Here is a 16,729-nt window from a genome sequence, read left to right on the forward strand (position 1 = left end):
CGCCGGTCGAAACGGCAGCCTTGACCGACGTCCGAACATTCGAGACCGAGTCACGAGGAGTACAAGAGTGACCGAACCTATTAGAAGTGAGCGCGCAGTTACAGCCTGCTCCGAAGCCGTCCTGCCGGCACCGCGCGCCGCAGTCTGGCAACTTCTCCTGGATATCCCACGGTCCACTCGCTGCCTTCCGGGAGTGCACGACGTCGAACAGGTTGACGAGCGCACCTACCGCGGCACGGTACGCTTCCGTGCCGGATTCCTCCCCTTGACCTTCCAGGCCACCGTCGAGCTGAGTGAGCTCGTCCCGCCGGAGCGGATCCGGCTTGCCGCACGTGCGATTGATCCCCTCACCGGTGAGGAGGTCATTGCCAGCGCGCTGGCGGAACTCTCCCAACTCGAGGGATCACGAACCCTGCTCCGGTACGCCTTCACGATCGAGAACCCCGGATTGCTTGGTGGACTCGGGCGCCGCATGCTGGAAGAGGTCAATCGCCGAATGATTCAGCAGTTCTTGCAGTGCATCGAGCGGGAACTCGTCACGGCGGACAAGCTCTCAAGCGACTGCTGAGCACCGCTCGCATGAGTTGATAAGGAAGAAGGAGGTAAGCCATGGCAGCATATGACGTCCTCGTTATTGGCGCCGGGAACCTGGGTCTCTGGACGGCCTATCACTTGGCCAAGCGCGGCGTCCAGCGCATCGCCGTCTGTGAACGCTCCTGGGCTGGCTATGGTGCCACAATGCGTTCGGCCGGCATCATGCGTCAGCAAGGTGGCTCAGAGACAGCGGTTAAGCTGGGCAAGTGGTCTCGCGAGTTGTACCAGCAGCTGGGAGCCGAACTCGGTGTGGACAGCGGCTTCCGGGAGGTCGGCTACTACGTCGTGGCCTCGAGCCCGATGGAAAAGGCGGTGTTCCAGCGGCTGGTCGAATTGCGCACGGCAAACGGCATCCCCAACGAGTGGCTGGAGCCCGAGGAACTCTGCACGCGCGTTCCCTACGTCGATTGGAGCCGCTTTGTCGGTGCAACCTACACACCGACCGATGGCTATGTCGAACCAGCGATTGTGATGCGTAACATCGTCATGGCTGCGCGTGCTCGGGGTGTCGAACTCTTCGAGCAATGCGAGGTGCGCGTGATCGAGCCACTCCAGAGCGGCTATCGGGTCGAGACGAGTCGCGGCGTGTTCGAGGCCGAGCGGATAGTGAACGCTGCTGGCCCGCGCGGTGCGCGCCGCATCGGTGAACTCCTTGGGATCGATGTGCCAGTGGCTGCGTCGCGGCACATGGTCGTCTCGTTTCCCGAGCGGCCTGTGGAGATACCCCCGGCCTTCCCGATGATGTTCGTCCTCGCCTCCGGCTTTTATCTGCGCCCGGACGAGCAGGGAGTGCTCCTCGGCTTCAGTAACCCGCTCGAGCAAGCAGATCCGAGCGACCGCTTCCTGCTCGATTTCGACTGGAACTATTTCGAGCGACTACGGCCGGAGTGGGAGGCCACCATCCCCAGCCTGGCTGGCAAGACGATCGGCCGGGCTTGGACGGGCTCGATCGACTACACGCCAGATCAGCTGCCGATCATTGATGAGCCCCGCTTCGGCTTCTATGTCTTAGCGGCTGGCGGGCACGGAATTATGTGGGGCCCCGGGCTGGGAATGAAGATGGCTGAACTGATCGTGGAAGAACGCGTCTCGGAGCTCCCAGCAGAAGAGATCCGGCTCAGCCGATTCGCCGAGGGACAGCTCGCCGCCGACGCAATTCACCTGCCCTTCCCGCACTGAACGTCGCACGCAGTGGGCTGTCCAGCGCGCCAAGTGAGTAAACTCCCAGCAGGAGCATCACGGGGGACGCGGCAAGCTGGCGTCCCCCCGCCATGGGTTCCACGAGGAACATGCTTGGGCAGTGTCTTCATGCGACGGTAGCGGTTGCACTTTTATTCACCGCCTGCCAAACACCGGCGGCGGAACCCTAGTCGCAGAACGATCCTCTGTTGACTTTCGTCACCACTCGTCATGACTGCGCGCCCCGCGGCGCTGGCGCTTTAAGCAAAACAGCCTGGAGAACTAGGCTCCGCCCTCCCGTATGAAGGATGCACTCAAGCAGCAAGCGTCCGCGGCCACGCGTCGTTTCGCCAGCTTGCTCCCAAATACGGAATGCCCTCAATCGCTGGAAGGTCACTGGCAGCCGTACGTGAACACTGGCTCCCGCAATGACCGTTCTGGAGATGAGCCCCCGCTGCCACCCACTGGCATGTAGCCGTCCAGAGCAGCCTGACTCACGCGGGCGTCAGTACTCTAGCAGGTCCCCCACTCGGAGAACGCCAGCGCTTGGCACAGTGCCAACACCCTCCTATGCTCTGGCACAAGGCGTCCGAGAACGACAACCACAAGGAGATCCCAGGAGCAGAGAGCAGCGAGCTCCGATGAACCACTCGCAAAGCAGCGCCACGACCAACGCCCTTGCAGCCTTCCGCCCCCCCACCGATCGCTTTCATCAAAACGTATGAAACAGAACGTTTCGGCTTGGACAGTCGACATATTGCCTTGATGATTCCCACCACGTATTCAATACGTAGTATCCGGAAGAGACAGCCGGTATGGAGCAGGATACCGATTCGGCAGCATCAGTGCTGACGCGACGACGGAGGTGAAGCGTGGACCCTCGCACTGCAGCGATCGTCCCCACCCTGCCTGGCCGATTTTACTGGGATCCCGACCTGTACCGTAGCGAGAGCGAGGAAATCTTCGCCCGTCTCTGGATGTGCGTGGGGCTGGCCGCATCCTTACCGCAGCCGGGTGACTTTCTCACCACCGAGGTAGCTGGCGAGCCACTCCTCGTCGTCCGTGGGCAAGACAGGGAGCTACGCGCCTTCCTCAATGTGTGCCGCCACCGCGGTGCGCGTCTCTGCACCGAGCCCTGTGGACACCTCACCGGCCACGTCATCCAGTGCCCCTACCACGCCTGGAGTTACGCGTTGGACGGCCGGCTTATCGGCGCGCCCAACATGCGGGACGCTGCCGGCTTCGCAGCCGACGCGTACGGCCTCCACCCCATTCCGCTCGCCATCTGGCACGGGCTCATCTGGGTCAACTTGTCGGACGATCCACCGCCGGTGGAGTCGCAGCTGGTGCCGCCAATTCTCGAGCGGTTCGGCGAGACGGAGACGTTCGAGCGCTATCGTATCGGTGACCTTGCCGTCGGCGCGAGCATCACCTATGACGTCGCCGCCAATTGGAAGCTCGTGGTGGAGAACTTCATGGAGTGCTACCACTGCGCCGTCGTCCACCCCGAGCTCAGCCGCCTCGTCCCCAGCTTCCGGGCCGGCCAGGCCTATCAACAGGGGGTCGGTGCAACCTTCGCCGAGGGAGTGGAGACGCTGACCCTGACCGGCAGGCGCACCCGACCCCTCCTGCCGGGACTCCGACCGGAGGACGACCGCACGTACTACGGACTCGTCCTGCGTCCCAACGTCTTCGTCAACCTGCACCCGGATTACGTCCTGATCCATCGGCTGGAGCCCCTCGCACCCGACCGCACCCGCATCGTCTGCGACTGGCTCTTCGCCCCCGAGGTCGTCAGCGCGCCGGACTTCGACCCCAGCGACGCGGTCGAGTTTTGGGACCTCGTGAACCGGCAGGATTGGGAGATGTGCGAGCGCTGTCAGCTGTCGATGCACTCCCGTGCCTACGCCGAGGGCGGCATCTTCGCCCCGATCGAGGCGCATATCCGCCGCTTTAACGACTGGGTGTTGGAACAGCTCGGAGTGGCCGACAACTGACGCAGCACGGTGAGGACGAGCGTGAGGCAGATCGGTGAGGACGGAAAGGATGGGGAAGCGATGCCCACGTATGACGTCTTGATTATCGGCGGCGGCAACCTCGGGCTCTGGACGGCCTATCACCTCGCCAAGCGGGGCGTGCAGCGCATTGCCGTCTGCGAGCGCTATTGGGCTGGTTTCGGCGCCACCACCCGCTCGGCCGGAATCGTGCGTCAACAAGGCGGCTCGGAGACCGCAGTCAAGCTCGGCAAGTGGTCGCGTGAGCTCTATCAGGAGCTCGGGCGCGAGCTCGGCCTGGGGAGCGGCTTTGTGGAGGTTGGCTACTACGTCCTGGCCTCGAGCCCAGAAGAGCGTGCAGCCTTCCAAGACCTCGTCGCGCTTCGCCAGCGTTGCGGGGTCGAGAACGTCTGGCTGGAGCCTGAGGAGGCCGCCCGGCACGCCCCCTTCATCGATTGGAGTCGGTTCCTTGGTGCCACCTACACCCCGAACGACGGCTTCGTTTACCCGGCGATCGTCGCCCGGAACATCACGCATGCCGTCCTGCGCGCGGGTGTGGCGCTCTTTGAGGAGTGCGAGGTCCTGGAGATCGAGCCGCTCGAGAGCGGCTACCGCGTGCGGACGAGTCGCGGTGTCTTTGAGGCTGAGCGGGTGGTCAACGCTGCCGGCCCGCGTGGTGCCCGGCGCATCGGCCAGCTCCTCGGCATCGATGTTCCCGTCTCGGCTGCCCGCCACCAGATTGTCAGCTTCCCGACTCGCCCGCCTGAACTGCCACCGTCTTTCCCGATGTTCTTCGTTCTCGCCCAGGGCTACTACGTGCGGCCGGACGAGCAGGGCGTCCTGCTCGGCATGAGCAACCCCGAGGAGCAGCCTGATCCGACCGACCGCTTCCTCCTGGAGTTCGACTGGGACTACTTCGAGCGGCTCAAGCCGCACTGGGAGGCGACCGTCCCGGCGCTGCGCGGCCTGCCGATCGGTCGCGCCTGGACCGGTTCCATTGATTACACGCCGGATCATCTCCCGATCATCGACGAGCCGCGGTTTGGCTTTTACGTCCTAGCCGCTGGCGGCCACGGCATGATGTGGGGTCCGGCACTGGGGATGAAGATGGCCGAACTGATCCTGGACGAACGGGTCACGGAGCTCCCTGAGGACGAGATCCGGCTCGCCCGTTTCCAAGAGCCCAGCAAGGTGCGCGATACCATCGCGCTCCCCTTCCCGACGCGGTGAGGTGATGAGGGTCACGACTTGCGAGGAGGAGCCAACATGGCAGACCGCATCGATGCACTGCTTCGTTTCCTGTTCCACCAGCAACGGCTGCGCCGCCGGGAGCTCTTGGTAGGAATCGCCGCAGCCGGGGCGATGGCAGCCTGCCGGCAAGCTGCCACACCGACACCCGCCCCAGTAGCGTTCGGTACTCCCACACCCTCAGGGGCTGGAGCCACACCACCAGCCACCGCAGCTGATACACTGCTCGTCCCCGGTTACGACGACCCCAACCGTTGGAAGGGACGCACCCTCGTCGTCACCTCCTGGGGCGGTGCACTCCAGGACGCATTGCGAAAGGCGATCTATGAACCGTTCTCCCGCCTGACTGGTTGCCAGATCGTTGAGGACACGACGGACGAAGCCAAACTCCGCACGATGGTTGAGTCGGGCCGCGTTGAATGGGACGTGGTCGACGTTGGGACTGAAGCCGTCATCCCGATGGGCCGGCTCAACCTGCTCGAGCCGCTTGACTATAGCAAGATCGACACCAAGGACATTTTCCCGGAACTGGTGCTCGAGCACGGTATTGGCTATTACTACTACTCCACTTGCCTGGCCTACCGGAAGGACAAGTTCCCGCAGAAGCCACCGAACAGCTGGGCCGACTTCTGGGATGTGCAGGGCTTCCCGGGTGTGCGCGCCTTCCAGAAATACGCGCAGTGGGGACCGATCGAGGCGGCTCTCTTGGCCGACGGCGTGCCGATTGATCAGCTCTATCCGCTCGACATCGACCGTGCCTTCCGCTCCCTCGACCGGATCAAGCCGCACGTTCGCGTCTGGTGGGAGGCCGGCGCCCAACCGGCCCAGCTCTTGAGCGACGGCGAAGTTGATCTGACCGACGCCTGGATTGCCCGTATCCAGTTCCTGATTGAGCAAGGCTCGACCGTCCTCGGCTACACCTGGAACCAGGGACGCCTCTCCAGCGACTCACTGGTGATTCCCCGCGGCTCAAAGAACGTCGATGTGGCCCACGACTTCATCAACTTCGCACTCCGCCCAGAGATCCAGCGGGGCTTCGCCATGATCTATCCGGACGGTCCAGCCAACAAGCGGGCTTTCGAGGCGCTGCCGCCTGAGCGCGTGGCCGTCCTGCCCAGTGCGCCGCAGAACAAGGCGCTGCAGGTCTACCCTGATTACCAGTGGTGGGCAGAACACCTCGACGCCGTCGTCGAACGGTGGAATGCCTGGGTTGCTGCTTAAACTGCACACGTTCCAGCACTCCCCGGGCCGGGCTCGTTGCGAGCTCGGCCCGGCTCCCGTGCTCGTCGGCGTTCTGCCCTGACAACACCGCGCCTCCAGGGTATTGGGTAATCAGAAGAGACCAGCCAACCTGGCATCTGCTATGATCCTTCTCAGGCAAGCGGGAAGAGTCGGGAAGGGACCAACATGTCGACTGACCTGCTGATTACCACAACGACCGCTGTGGAGGGACGGCCGGTCAAGGAATATCTTGGGGTGGTGACCGGCGAGGCGATCCTCGGCGCCAACATCTTCCGCGATATCTTTGCCAGCATCCGCGATATCGTCGGTGGCCGCTCGGCAGCGTACGAGAAGGAGCTCCGCAAGGCGCGCGAGATCGCCTTCCAGGAGATGGCCGAGGCCGCCCGGCAGCTCGGCGCGAATGCGGTAATCGGCGTCGATATCGACTACGAGACGATCGACATGGGCGGCGGCAACATGCTGATGGTGACGGTTTCTGGGACAGCAGTGCGGATCTGAGGGGGTCCGAGGAACGCGCTCTCCGTCCGAAACACATGTCGGCAAGCCACTCTGAGCGTCGGTGCACCGGCGCGCGGCAGGGCAGCCGCCTCTCCCCGTCAGATCACCCTGGAGGACCACCTTACCTTGCATTCGCCCCTGAACAAGTGGCAGCACTCGCGTCCAGGCCATACCATGACCACTTCAACTGAAGGGTGAGAGAGAACGCCCGGATAGTACCGACCGTACTAGGCATTCTGCTTCGCAACGGACCAATCAACGAGCAGGCTCATGCGCATCCCGGGCACCCAATGCTCGCGCGGCAGTTCGGGGGTGCGCCGTTGCCCTATCCCCCAAAACGCGACGACACGCGCCGATAGCTACTGTCCTTCCGTGGCGCTGGTCTCCGTGGCCACGCTCACCGCACTCTGCCAAACGCCACCGCCGCCTCTCGCCGCGTTGGGAAGGGGCTCCAGCGGGCGCTTGCCCTCTGCTCAGCTCAGCAGCTCGGCGATCCGACGATGCGCTTGGCGGAGCGACCACACGACCTGGTTCTGTCCACGCAAAAGATGCGTCCGTACGCGGTGCCAACGATCACTCCCCGGCGCAAGCCGCGGTAGCTCAAGCGCAGCCGCCACCTCTGGGACTGGCGGGATCGGTTCGGCCGGATCATGGCGGAAGCGGCCACGGCGCACGTAATTGACCGGCACCAGGTGGCGCGCCAGCGCTCGCTGTGCCCCATTCATCCGCCGTACCTCCGGATCGTCGACCGGGCGATCCAAAAGGGTCGCGGTGTGCTCGTAGAACCGGTCAAGTGTCGTCAACAAGTTCCCCGCCGCTTGCAACGCCGGGCGAAGGTCGAACGCCTCACCGGCTGCTTCCTGGTAGCGATAGAGCGCAGCTTCGATCTCCCGGACCGTGGCTCGGAAATCGAGCGGATGGATCGGCGCATTGGCGAGGCGCAAAACGACCGCTGCATAGACGCGGATGTCCCGCAGAAGCACGTCCGGGTCGGCGACCTCCATCGTATCGCCCTCGGTGTGCCACACGATATTGCCGCCGCAGCCTCCAACCCGATAGTATCCCTTCGCCTGACGGAGCTCATCCGGCATCGTCGAGGAGAGCATGAGGCACCCGGTGATCCCCAAGTTCGTGAACGAGTAGTCGCCGGCACGCGGTGGGCGGGCCGTGGTGGCCTCCTTGCCCGTCAGGTCACGGATCGCGGTGCGCACCAGCGCCGCTGCCTCGGCCATGGCGGCAACGTCCCGATACTCGCTCGCCTCCCGGCAGCCAGGTGAGTCGCAGTTGACATGGGCGACGCAGTTTGGCACCAAGTCCTGCGCATGCGCGTCGGCATACCACGTGGAGCCAGCGTAGCGACCATGCGAATGGCCGGACCACCAGGCGATACGCACCGTCCGCGCCAAAAGCTCACGGTGCTGCCAGAAGACGCGGGCCAGCTCCAAGAGCGCAGCGTCGCCAGTCGCATTGTCCCCGACCCCGACGTGCCAGGAGTCGAGGTGTCCGTGCAGCAGCACAAACTCATCGGCCGCCTGCGTCCCGGGGATCTCAGCGACGAGCACCGGAAGAGGGCGCCACTCCGTCTCGACCATCGTGCTCACGGCCACCGTAACCGGTCCCTGAGCGGCCAGGGTGCGGAGCGCTTCACCGTCAGGTCGGGCAATCGCGAGCACCGGCACCGCTGGCACTGTCCCCTCCGCATCAAGGTCAGGCGACCCCCAACTGGTGGTGGCGATCCCTTCGTGGATTGCGTCGCCGGGGTGAACGAAGACCACGGCAAGCGCACCAGTGGCCGCCCAACGCACCGCCTGCGCGGCAAAGCCGAACCCCTCGACCAGCACCACCTTACCGCGCAGATCGGGAAGCTCCGGCGGAAGGGCAGCGCCAAAGAGCTCGGCCGACTCACCCTGCCCGGACATGACGACCAGCTCGCCGATCAGCTCGGCACCACCGGTTGAGGGAGAAAAGGCGAGCGTCTTGGCGCGCAGGGGACGCTCACCGGGTCCGACCACACGGAGCGTCGCGTAGACCGGGCGGGAGATCAAGCAGGTCGGCCAGAAGACACGAAAAGGGATGCCCCAGCGCTCGAGTCGGTCCGTCAGGTACTCGAGCGCCTGCCGTTCCTCAGGGCCGCCGGAGAACCGGTTAAGAAGCGAGAAGGTCTCCACCACGCCCCACGGCTCGTCGAGCGAGACGGCAGCCAAGAGACGACGTTCGACCTCCGGGTCGCGCCAGGCGGTGTGCATCCTCCACCCCTTTCCTGGTGTGGCCCGTGACCGGGCGATCTCGCGGGGATATCCTAACTGATCTCGCACAACTGCTGCATGAGACAGTGCTCACGCGTTCCCAGCACCCGGAATCGTTTGCTCCGCTACGGGCAGGCGGGAATCCGGGGGCAATCACACATCCAGCTGCGCGGGACTGAAACCCAGGCGGGACAAGACGCCGCTCGCTGAAAGCCCGGCGAATTGCAACCTCACAACACCTTCACGACACCCGCTGCTCAATCCCTCAGGCCCCCTAAAGGGAACTTGAGTTGGAAACGTGGACACGAGACATCACATGCTCGACCTTTGACGTGTGTCAGCGCGCGACCCCACGTTCGGAGACCACATGCCCGGGAGTTGACGTGCGCCAAGGTTGCAGCCCGGGGCTGAAAACCCCGTTTCCATCCACTAAGCCCCGGAGGTGGCTGGCACGGAACCTTGTCTCCCGGGCAGTATCCCCCACGCCGTGGAGGGACAAATCGGATCCGGCTTCAGCCGACATCAGGATTGAGCTCGGTCGTTGACGGCCGGGCGAGGTGAATGACCAACGCCGGTTTCACGATTGAGTCCGGCCGTCAACGGCCGGGAAAGATTCGGAGAGCGGCGTTGGGAGGGAGCCCGGCCGTTTGTCGTCAGGCAGCAACCAAGAGCATCCCTCTTGCGGCCGCGGTGTGCCCGGGGATGCCGGGCGAGGCACCGACCCACGCTGCCGGCCAACACGACCGAGTACCACAGCGCTTGGTTCCTGCTCGTTCGCTTCGCCAAACGGCAGTCCAGCGACGCATCCCCATCCGCTACTTCCATTGACAACTGGACGGAGCGGTCGTAGAATACGTACATATGTTCGTATTTGCTCTGAGGGAAAGGGAGTAAGGGGTGCAGCAACCGTTTGCTTCCGGTGCCGATCAAGACCGTTTGGCGAATACCGGCCACGCCGCTGCCCAGCGGCTCAGTGGCACGGTACAGGCCCAGCACGCAGCAGGAGAAGGCCACCCACCAGCGCAGGACCGTTACCGCCTGACGCCGAACGCTGCCCAGTCTCTGGACGGTCAGGAACACGCGACGCAGGCCGTTACAGACGCCAGGACCCGCAGCTCCTCTAGTGATCCTCCCCACGAGACCAAGAGCGGCCGCACGCGCCGCACCGGCACGGGCAGTGGACTCCCGCCCGACCCGATCGAAGAGGGGTTTCTGGACGGCCTGGCCCGCCTGGCTCAGCGCGGCGACCGCCAGCTACGCGACCGGCTCTACGAGCGCTTCTCCCCGTATCTGGACCGTGTTTGTGCGTCCCTGGCTCGCCGGGCCTGGGTACGCCTGGCAGAGCTGGACGATATCCGCCACGAAGGCTACCTTGTTTTCTGCACACTCCTCACCGATTGGCCGGGTGAGGAGCGCTTTGCCGGCTTTCTCTTTGCGCACTTTGCACGACGCCTCACCGCCGCCGTCCGGCGGTTCGAGGGGCTCCGTCCGCGCGGCCCGCTCGCTCCACCGCCGACGTTGGATGCCACGCTGGACGACGGCGCAGCAACAATGGCAGTGCTCGAACTCCTGACCGGCCTGGACGCCGCCGAGCGCACGTTGCTGGAACTCCTGCTCACCGGCTACAGCCTGCGGGAGGCGGCAGCGCGTCTTGGCATCAGCGAACGAACAGCGCGCCGCCGCCTCCGTCGGCTTGGTCGGCGGCTCCGGGCCACTCCTGGCCACCCCTGACCGGGTGGGCCGCCGGTCAGCCGGAGCACGGTGACCAGTCGCTTTGCAACCAGCACCGCCGCACCTTTTGAGCACCAAGCCTGCCTTGGAGCGGCGTGGCACCGGCTCGCTGCTGAGCCTGCTCGAGCCATCAGCCGCCCATGCGGGCCGGAGCGCGCAGCCTCCACGGCGCCCTGGAGCCGAAGCGCCGGCTCGAGTTTGGCGGACGCTGTCTTGCAACGGGTAACACCCGCACACCTGGCAACAGGACGAGAGTGACGCCAACAGCAGCGTTGCGCGCTACTCAACAGCAGGAGTCTGTTCTCAACGTTGCTCGCACAGGCACGCTCCCGCGCCTCCTCGTCCTGCCCTGGCAACCGTCCCCAGCGGCGTCCCTGCTGACCTCGAAGAACTCCGGTCGGGCGCTCGGCGGGTCAGGTACGTTGCTCCAGGCGTCGAGACGCGCGTCGTGGCAGGTCGCAGGGCAGTGGACAACGCCCGCCACTTCACGCAACCGCGCAACACGAGCACTCCCGAAAGGGATCATCGGTCATTGGAGTGGCCTCCATGGATCGGGCTCAAGGAGCTGCTTGCGGTGCCACAACCCAAGCTCGGCCCCCCGTTAGGGCCAAGAGCACCGACCCAGTGCCGCGTGGCTCCGCCTTCACGGAGCAGGCCGCTTTTCGGCACGGCAGAATCTTCTTCGCCAGCGACATGACAGCGTGTGCGACATCGCGGGGACGTGTCGGGAGATGTACGGACATGCGATTGACTCGGCACGTTGTTCGTTGTATAAGGTGAGAGAAGAATGCTGACCTGACCGTACGTACCGGGGGACGGTCGCAGGTGCGTATGCGTTGGGTCGGTGAGATGGCAAGAAGGAGGTGCGGGTATGAGTCTTTTGCGACCGTTACGTCCTGCCGCTGACGGGGAACGGCGGCGCTGGCGGCTGGGTGGCCGAGGGGTCGCGCTCCTGGTCGCAGCGGCACTGGTGGTGGCAGCGGTGCTCCCGTCGGCCGCGCAGAGCGTCTACGACTGGATCATCGCTGGCCACCGTGTGCCGAATCTCCCGCCGGAGTCGGCCGTGGTACCAGCAGCTCCCAAGCCGGGGTGCCGGTACTTCCCGGAGACGCGGCACAACCTGTGCGGTGAATTCCTGGCCTATTGGGACCGCACGGGCGGGCTGATGCAGCATGGCTATCCGCTCACGGAGGAGTACTATGCGCCCGAACTCGGCGTGACCGCGCAGTGGTTTGAGCGCGCCCGCTTCGAGTTCCACCCGAACAATCCGCCGCAGTTCCGAGTGCTCGAGGGCCACGTCTCGCGGGAGATCATCATCCTGCTCGCCCAGCGGCAACAGCTGACACCCGCCCCGACCTACACGCCGTACCCGACCTACACGCCGTACCCGACACCGACGCCGGCACCGACGGCGACGCCGACCCCAACCCCGACACCGACCCCAACGCCGCTGCTTGCCGTCCTGCGTATCACTGATCCGTCGGGGAACCCGGTTATCGGCCCCAAGCTGACCGTGAGCGGTTTTGGGGAAACGTATGTGTTGCCGATTCGGGACGCTAGCGGGAACCAAATTACCAACGGTACGATACCAACTTCATGGAGGGTGAGCTGCGATACCAATTTCAACCCTGGTACACCGCTGTCCATTATTGAGTATGAGGAGATCAATGCCGGCTCGACATCAGATATACTGACGATGACCGGGGCCACCGGGCTTGCTGCCAACGCATCGTATCGAAATATCACTGCAGATCCCTTTGGCGATGCGCAGGTGAATGTGACCCTGAACACAACCCCCGCTGAGGACGGTGACGTCCTCCGTATTGAGTGCTGGTCTGGGAACTATCCGGGACTAATCAAGCTCGCCGAGGTGCGCGTCATCTTCACCAAGCTGACACTGACGCTCCAAGATCTGGGCAATCCGAACGACGCCCGGGTGCGGGGCACCCCACAAGTGGGCCCAGCCGCCGACGGCCGCCTCGTCGCTCGTGTGCTCCGCGGTATCACGGGGATCAACGGGGTACCGCTGATTTTGCGTAGCGTGAATTCGGATATGGCCGCAGTCGATGATTACATCTTCACGAACACCTCTACAACATGCCCGTACAACACCGATGTCCAAGTCTTAGGTACAACCACGACGGTCGGCCCAGGCGCGGGGACGTTCCAGCAGGATGTGTACTGGCAGTGTGATGGTGGCGCCAGCACTCCCGAAGCCGGCGTCTTCCGCGTCTACTGGGACGCGAATCAGAATGGTGTCCCCGACGATATCTATGAGGGGGTTTCGCAAGGCAGCGGCACCCCGATCAGCTGAAGTCGTCGGGTCACTTTCATCTCAGGGCAGGGGCCGGCTCCTGGGCCGGCCCCTCCGTTTCACCCCACCTCGACGAGCTCCATGTCTACGCGCCGGGCGTGGCGCACGTCGATCCCCTCCCACCGCTCACTGAGCCCTACCACCTGCACCAGGCAGTCCTCGCCAACCCCCGCATCGATGTCCCGAAACGCGACCACCGCCCCGCTCCGCCAGAGCTCCCACAATGCTGCGGCGAGCGTCCCTCCATCCCGCGTCTCCGCCCCACCACTGTCCCGCAGCAGCGGCGGCGCAAGCTGCACCGCAAACTGCCAGCGCCGCCGCGGTAGCCAGACTCCCTCACTCGCGCTTCCTCCACTTCCCTCCCCCACCGCCCCACCGGCCAACGCCCAGAGGCCCACGACCGCTGGCGACCAATCGGTGACGCCACTAACCGCAACCGTGGCCTGAAGCGCAGGAGACTCAAGCGGCATGGTGAACCGCTCTTCCAGCACCACAAAGCCGCTCGCTGCCCCACCACCCACGCTCCGCCAGCTCCCCCAGCTCCAACTGGCCCCAGCATCGGCACTCCAGCCCACTCGCGCCTGCACCGCGCTCGCACCGCCCTCACCCAGCCAGGCGAGCGCCGCACCGACCCCAAGCCAGGGCACACTCGGCAGAGGGAGCCCCACCGCCAGCCCACTGGCCACGCGGAAGCTGCTGCGCAGTCCCGGAGAACCAGGACGGGGGACGGCTTGTCCGACGAGGAGTCCGTTCGTCCCCACCTGCACGAGCAGGAGGTCCGCGTCTGGGTGTCGGCCACCGACAGCCACCGGCCAGCCAGCCCCACTATCCGTCCACTCCTCCAGCAGGTACCACGGCTCCTCGCGCTCCCAATCCAGCACCAGCCCCTGCAGGGTGGCGAGTCGGCCCGGCGTGGCCCAGAGCTGCCACCGTCCGCTCACGGCGTCCTGGAGCACCACCCACAAGTACCCCCCGGCACTCGCTGCCCCACGTGTCGCCAGCCCCCGTGGTCCGGTCGGCGTCCAGCCCCGGACCGACCCGGTGGTATCGGCCCGGTGCACTTGGCCACTGAGCCAGGTATAGAGCGCGGTGCCGTGCCCGACGAGGAAGGCACCGTCGTCTTGGTTCAGCAGTGGCGTGAAGGTGAACAGGAGCTCGGCCGTGGTGCCTTTCAGGCGCCAGAGGGCGGTACGGGTCAGGGCCCAGACGAAACCAGCATGGCTGGCAAGCCGCCGCACTGGCGCGTCAAGGAGGAGCGTCGTGGAGCTCGTCGCCGCAGTGTAGCGGAGCACGCGGTCGTCCTGCCCGGCCGTGGTGGGCACCAGGTAGCCCGCTTGGCCATCGGTCGCGATGAGCCGTGCCGTATTCTGGTAGAAGCTCGTTGTGTAGGTGTTGGCCACAAGGTCGATACTCGAAACCTGCGCAGCAGACCCGTGGGTCAAGAGCAGCCTGGTGCCCATCTGGCAGGCATCGACGACCGCGGCCGCGAGCGACCGCACTTCAGTCAGCCCACTGTAGCCGCTCCCCGGCGTTCCGGCGAGCCGCCACTGCCGATTGCCCGCGACCAGATGCACCTCGGGTGCTACGATGCCGCTCCAGGCTGGACTCCCGCTCGGCCAGTTGGCCGGCGCGGTCGCCTCCACCAGTCGCGGTCCGGCGCGCAGCCCTTGCCCGTCCCAGACCGGCCAGGCGCCCAGGGAACTCCAGTACCGATCAGCTGCCCGCTGGAGTGCCTGCCCGGCCCGCGTAAAGCTCCGTACCACGACCCGTACCGGCCCGCTCGGCCGACGCGCCAGTGTCTCCCGCCGGTAGGTCCCGGGCAGGACCACGAGCGGGATTCCCGCCAGTTCCACCTCCATGCGTCACCTTCCCTTCAGGCACGCGTCTCAATGCGGCTGCCCAATGGCGCACGTCAGCACGCTCGCCAACCGCGCGTTGCTGCGTCACACTGGCTGCGACCAGAGATCGATCACCAGGCACCGCAGCGCGCGGACACTCTTGCGCACTGGCCTGCGCGGTGGGAATGGCAAGACCAGGCAGCAGACCGCCGGAGGCACGGTCTTTGTGTGTCTGCCAAGGCGTGCAGCGTCGAACCGCGGCATGCTGCCCAGGTCGGTCTCGGCTGCGCAGTCTGCGCTCTCCCCTACTTACCAAGTCGGCGACCGCTGCGCCACGCGGTACGCTCAAGCTTCCACGGCACCGCCCCCCGGTTCCCCACAGGACTGGGAACTCCCGGTCCACCGCACAGCCGAGGTCGCCCGCGCTCCAACGCACGGGCGGGATCGGCCACATGGTTCAGTCGATACGACCATTGCATCCCACGCCACAAAAGTCAGGCATCTCCTCCGCCGACCTCCCCGCCCCAGCGACCCCTCTTGCCGCAGCGGGCACCGACTTCGGGCGCATGGCCTCTCCGTATCGCCCCGCTTGCCAGCGTGCGCCATCCTTGTTCACGGACCTTCAGCCGTCCTGCAGCGACCGCTTGGTCAGCGCCCGGCATCCTGGTGAAAGACCCGGCGGGAAATCGGAAGGCCCACGCGCAGGCCCGTCCAGCCAGCACCCCATGATCTCCCTCTCGCGCTGGTTCCTCCCTCCCCAGGCCCCCTCTCCCCCTGGTTCTGCCCTCACCCCCTCGGCCCTGGCGACTGTCTTCACCCCTGCCCGCGTCCCGTATCTGCCTCCCGAAGCGCCCGTGACCACTCTCCCACTGGTTCTGCCCTCACCCCCAGGCCCCCTCTCACCCACGGGTTCTACCCTCACCCGCTGGCCCCCTCTCCCACACTCAGTGGGAGAGGGGGCCTTCCCTCACCCCCTGCCCCCTCTCCCACTGGTTCTGCCCTCACCCCCAGGCCCCCTCTCCCGCACGGAGCGGGAGAGGGGGTTGGGGGTGAGGGGTGTCTCTGCAGGAGGAAGCTGGTTCCCCCTGTCCCGCCAGATGGGCCACGGGTTGGGAGTGAGGGTGGTTCTGACGGGTGAGAGAGGTTAGCGGGTAGAGGGGACCGGCTGCAGCGGGGATTGTGGAGTGCGGGCAGAAAGGGAACCGCTGTCGATCCGCTCTCTGACCGGCGGTGAAGGAGGGAACGGGATCAACGAGCCGACGGCGTCGGGTGGCTGACGACTCCCTAAGGTTCAGCAGAGGACAATTGGCTGAACTGGAGTTCACCAGTCTGGATCATTCTCTCTCACTCGTGCGCAACCGCCGAGCGGTTCACTCGGGTCTTGACGGAAGTGCCCGATGGATCCGCTCGAGAACCTGTGGCAGGTCGTCAAAAACGTCGTGGTTCTCGAATCGGAGGACGGTATAGCCGAGAGCTCGGAGGTACTCGTCCCGGTACTGATCGTACTCTTGCTGCTGCTCATGCACTGGGCCATCGACCTCTACCACAAGTCGAGCAGCAAGGCACACGAAATCGACGATGTACGGACCCAGCTGGTGCTGGCGGCGGAACTTCCAACCGGCGAGCTGGCGATTCCGCAGAGCGTTCCAAAGACGGCGCTCGGCCTCTGTCTGTCGAGCCCGCAGCTCGCGCCGCTGCAACCGGCGATTCTCTCGTTGCTCGTCCATCCACATCTCTGGTGTGTGCAATCCGTTGGAACGCCCGCTAGCAGAGCCGTCTTGATGCCGGTGCGAGGACGCTGCTGGGCGGAAGCATAGCAGATTGCGACGCCTCTGTTTGTACCCG

The 16,729-nt window shown here is 65.3% G+C and carries 11 protein-coding genes; 8 read left to right on the top strand and 3 right to left on the bottom strand.

What is annotated here, in order from left to right:
* Positions 1-67 precede the first annotated feature (67 nt).
* The 6 genes from NET03_RS04785 (at position 68) to NET03_RS04810 (ending at position 6,755) form a co-directional block, all read left to right on the top strand.
* Positions 68-568, top strand: a complete 501-nt coding sequence (locus NET03_RS04785; protein WP_252127756.1) for an SRPBCC family protein — start codon at positions 68-70, stop codon at positions 566-568.
* A gap of 41 nt (positions 569-609) precedes the next feature.
* Positions 610-1,773, top strand: coding sequence for an NAD(P)/FAD-dependent oxidoreductase (locus NET03_RS04790; RefSeq protein WP_252127757.1), 1,164 nt, complete (start codon positions 610-612; stop codon positions 1,771-1,773).
* 872 nt (positions 1,774-2,645) lie between these two features.
* Positions 2,646-3,770, top strand: coding sequence for an aromatic ring-hydroxylating oxygenase subunit alpha (locus tag NET03_RS04795; protein ID WP_252127758.1), 1,125 nt, complete (start codon positions 2,646-2,648; stop codon positions 3,768-3,770).
* Positions 3,771-3,791: 21 nt separating this feature from the next.
* Positions 3,792-4,997, top strand: a complete 1,206-nt coding sequence (locus NET03_RS04800) for an NAD(P)/FAD-dependent oxidoreductase (RefSeq protein ID WP_252127759.1) — start codon at positions 3,792-3,794, stop codon at positions 4,995-4,997.
* A gap of 36 nt (positions 4,998-5,033) precedes the next feature.
* Positions 5,034-6,236 carry an ABC transporter substrate-binding protein gene (locus NET03_RS04805; RefSeq protein ID WP_252127760.1) on the top strand — a complete coding sequence of 401 codons (1,203 nt, stop codon included), beginning with the start codon at positions 5,034-5,036 and terminating at the stop codon, positions 6,234-6,236.
* A 186-nt stretch (positions 6,237-6,422) separates the two neighbouring features.
* The gene (locus NET03_RS04810; RefSeq protein WP_503008008.1) at positions 6,423-6,755 is read left to right on the top strand and encodes a heavy metal-binding domain-containing protein; all 333 of its coding nucleotides are present in this window, start codon (positions 6,423-6,425) and stop codon (positions 6,753-6,755) included.
* A 473-nt stretch (positions 6,756-7,228) separates the two neighbouring features.
* On the opposite strand, the gene NET03_RS04815 is transcribed toward NET03_RS04810, so the two are convergent.
* Complete coding sequence (locus NET03_RS04815) at positions 7,229-9,001, bottom strand: M28 family peptidase (protein ID WP_252127761.1); 1,773 nt, start codon at positions 8,999-9,001, stop codon at positions 7,229-7,231.
* Positions 9,002-9,898: 897 nt separating this feature from the next.
* Between NET03_RS04815 and NET03_RS04820 the strand changes: the two genes are divergently transcribed.
* Together NET03_RS04820 and NET03_RS04825 are read left to right on the top strand one after the other, a co-directional pair.
* Positions 9,899-10,732, top strand: a complete 834-nt coding sequence (locus tag NET03_RS04820) for an RNA polymerase sigma factor (protein WP_252127762.1) — start codon at positions 9,899-9,901, stop codon at positions 10,730-10,732.
* A gap of 871 nt (positions 10,733-11,603) precedes the next feature.
* Positions 11,604-13,046, top strand: a complete 1,443-nt coding sequence (locus NET03_RS04825; RefSeq protein WP_252127763.1) for a hypothetical protein — start codon at positions 11,604-11,606, stop codon at positions 13,044-13,046.
* Positions 13,047-13,105: 59 nt separating this feature from the next.
* Here NET03_RS04825 and NET03_RS04830 read toward each other — a convergent pair whose 3' ends face one another.
* Positions 13,106-14,905, bottom strand: coding sequence for a hypothetical protein (locus tag NET03_RS04830; RefSeq protein ID WP_252127764.1), 1,800 nt, complete (start codon positions 14,903-14,905; stop codon positions 13,106-13,108).
* A gap of 1,349 nt (positions 14,906-16,254) precedes the next feature.
* Positions 16,255-16,611 carry an endonuclease domain-containing protein gene (locus NET03_RS04835; RefSeq protein ID WP_252127765.1) on the bottom strand — a complete coding sequence of 119 codons (357 nt, stop codon included), beginning with the start codon at positions 16,609-16,611 and terminating at the stop codon, positions 16,255-16,257.
* Positions 16,612-16,729: the final 118 nt, after the last annotated feature.

This window comes from Thermomicrobium sp. CFH 73360, from assembly GCF_023806465.1.
GTDB lineage: Bacteria > Chloroflexota > Chloroflexia > Thermomicrobiales > Thermomicrobiaceae > Thermomicrobium.

What these genes read in the sequence shown, in the direction of transcription:
- NET03_RS04835 (WP_252127765.1), bottom strand. Translation starts at nt 16,611, where the DNA reads ATGGACGAGCAACGAGAGAATCGCCGGTTGCAGCGGCGCGAGCTGCGG.
- NET03_RS04815 (WP_252127761.1), bottom strand. Translation starts at nt 9,001, where the DNA reads ATGCACACCGCCTGGCGCGACCCGGAGGTCGAACGTCGTCTCTTGGCT.
- NET03_RS04810 (WP_503008008.1), top strand. Translation starts at nt 6,423, where the DNA reads ATGTCGACTGACCTGCTGATTACCACAACGACCGCTGTGGAGGGACGG.
- NET03_RS04790 (WP_252127757.1), top strand. Translation starts at nt 610, where the DNA reads ATGGCAGCATATGACGTCCTCGTTATTGGCGCCGGGAACCTGGGTCTC.
- NET03_RS04805 (WP_252127760.1), top strand. Translation starts at nt 5,034, where the DNA reads ATGGCAGACCGCATCGATGCACTGCTTCGTTTCCTGTTCCACCAGCAA.
- NET03_RS04830 (WP_252127764.1), bottom strand. Translation starts at nt 14,905, where the DNA reads ATGGAGGTGGAACTGGCGGGAATCCCGCTCGTGGTCCTGCCCGGGACC.
- NET03_RS04825 (WP_252127763.1), top strand. Translation starts at nt 11,604, where the DNA reads ATGAGTCTTTTGCGACCGTTACGTCCTGCCGCTGACGGGGAACGGCGG.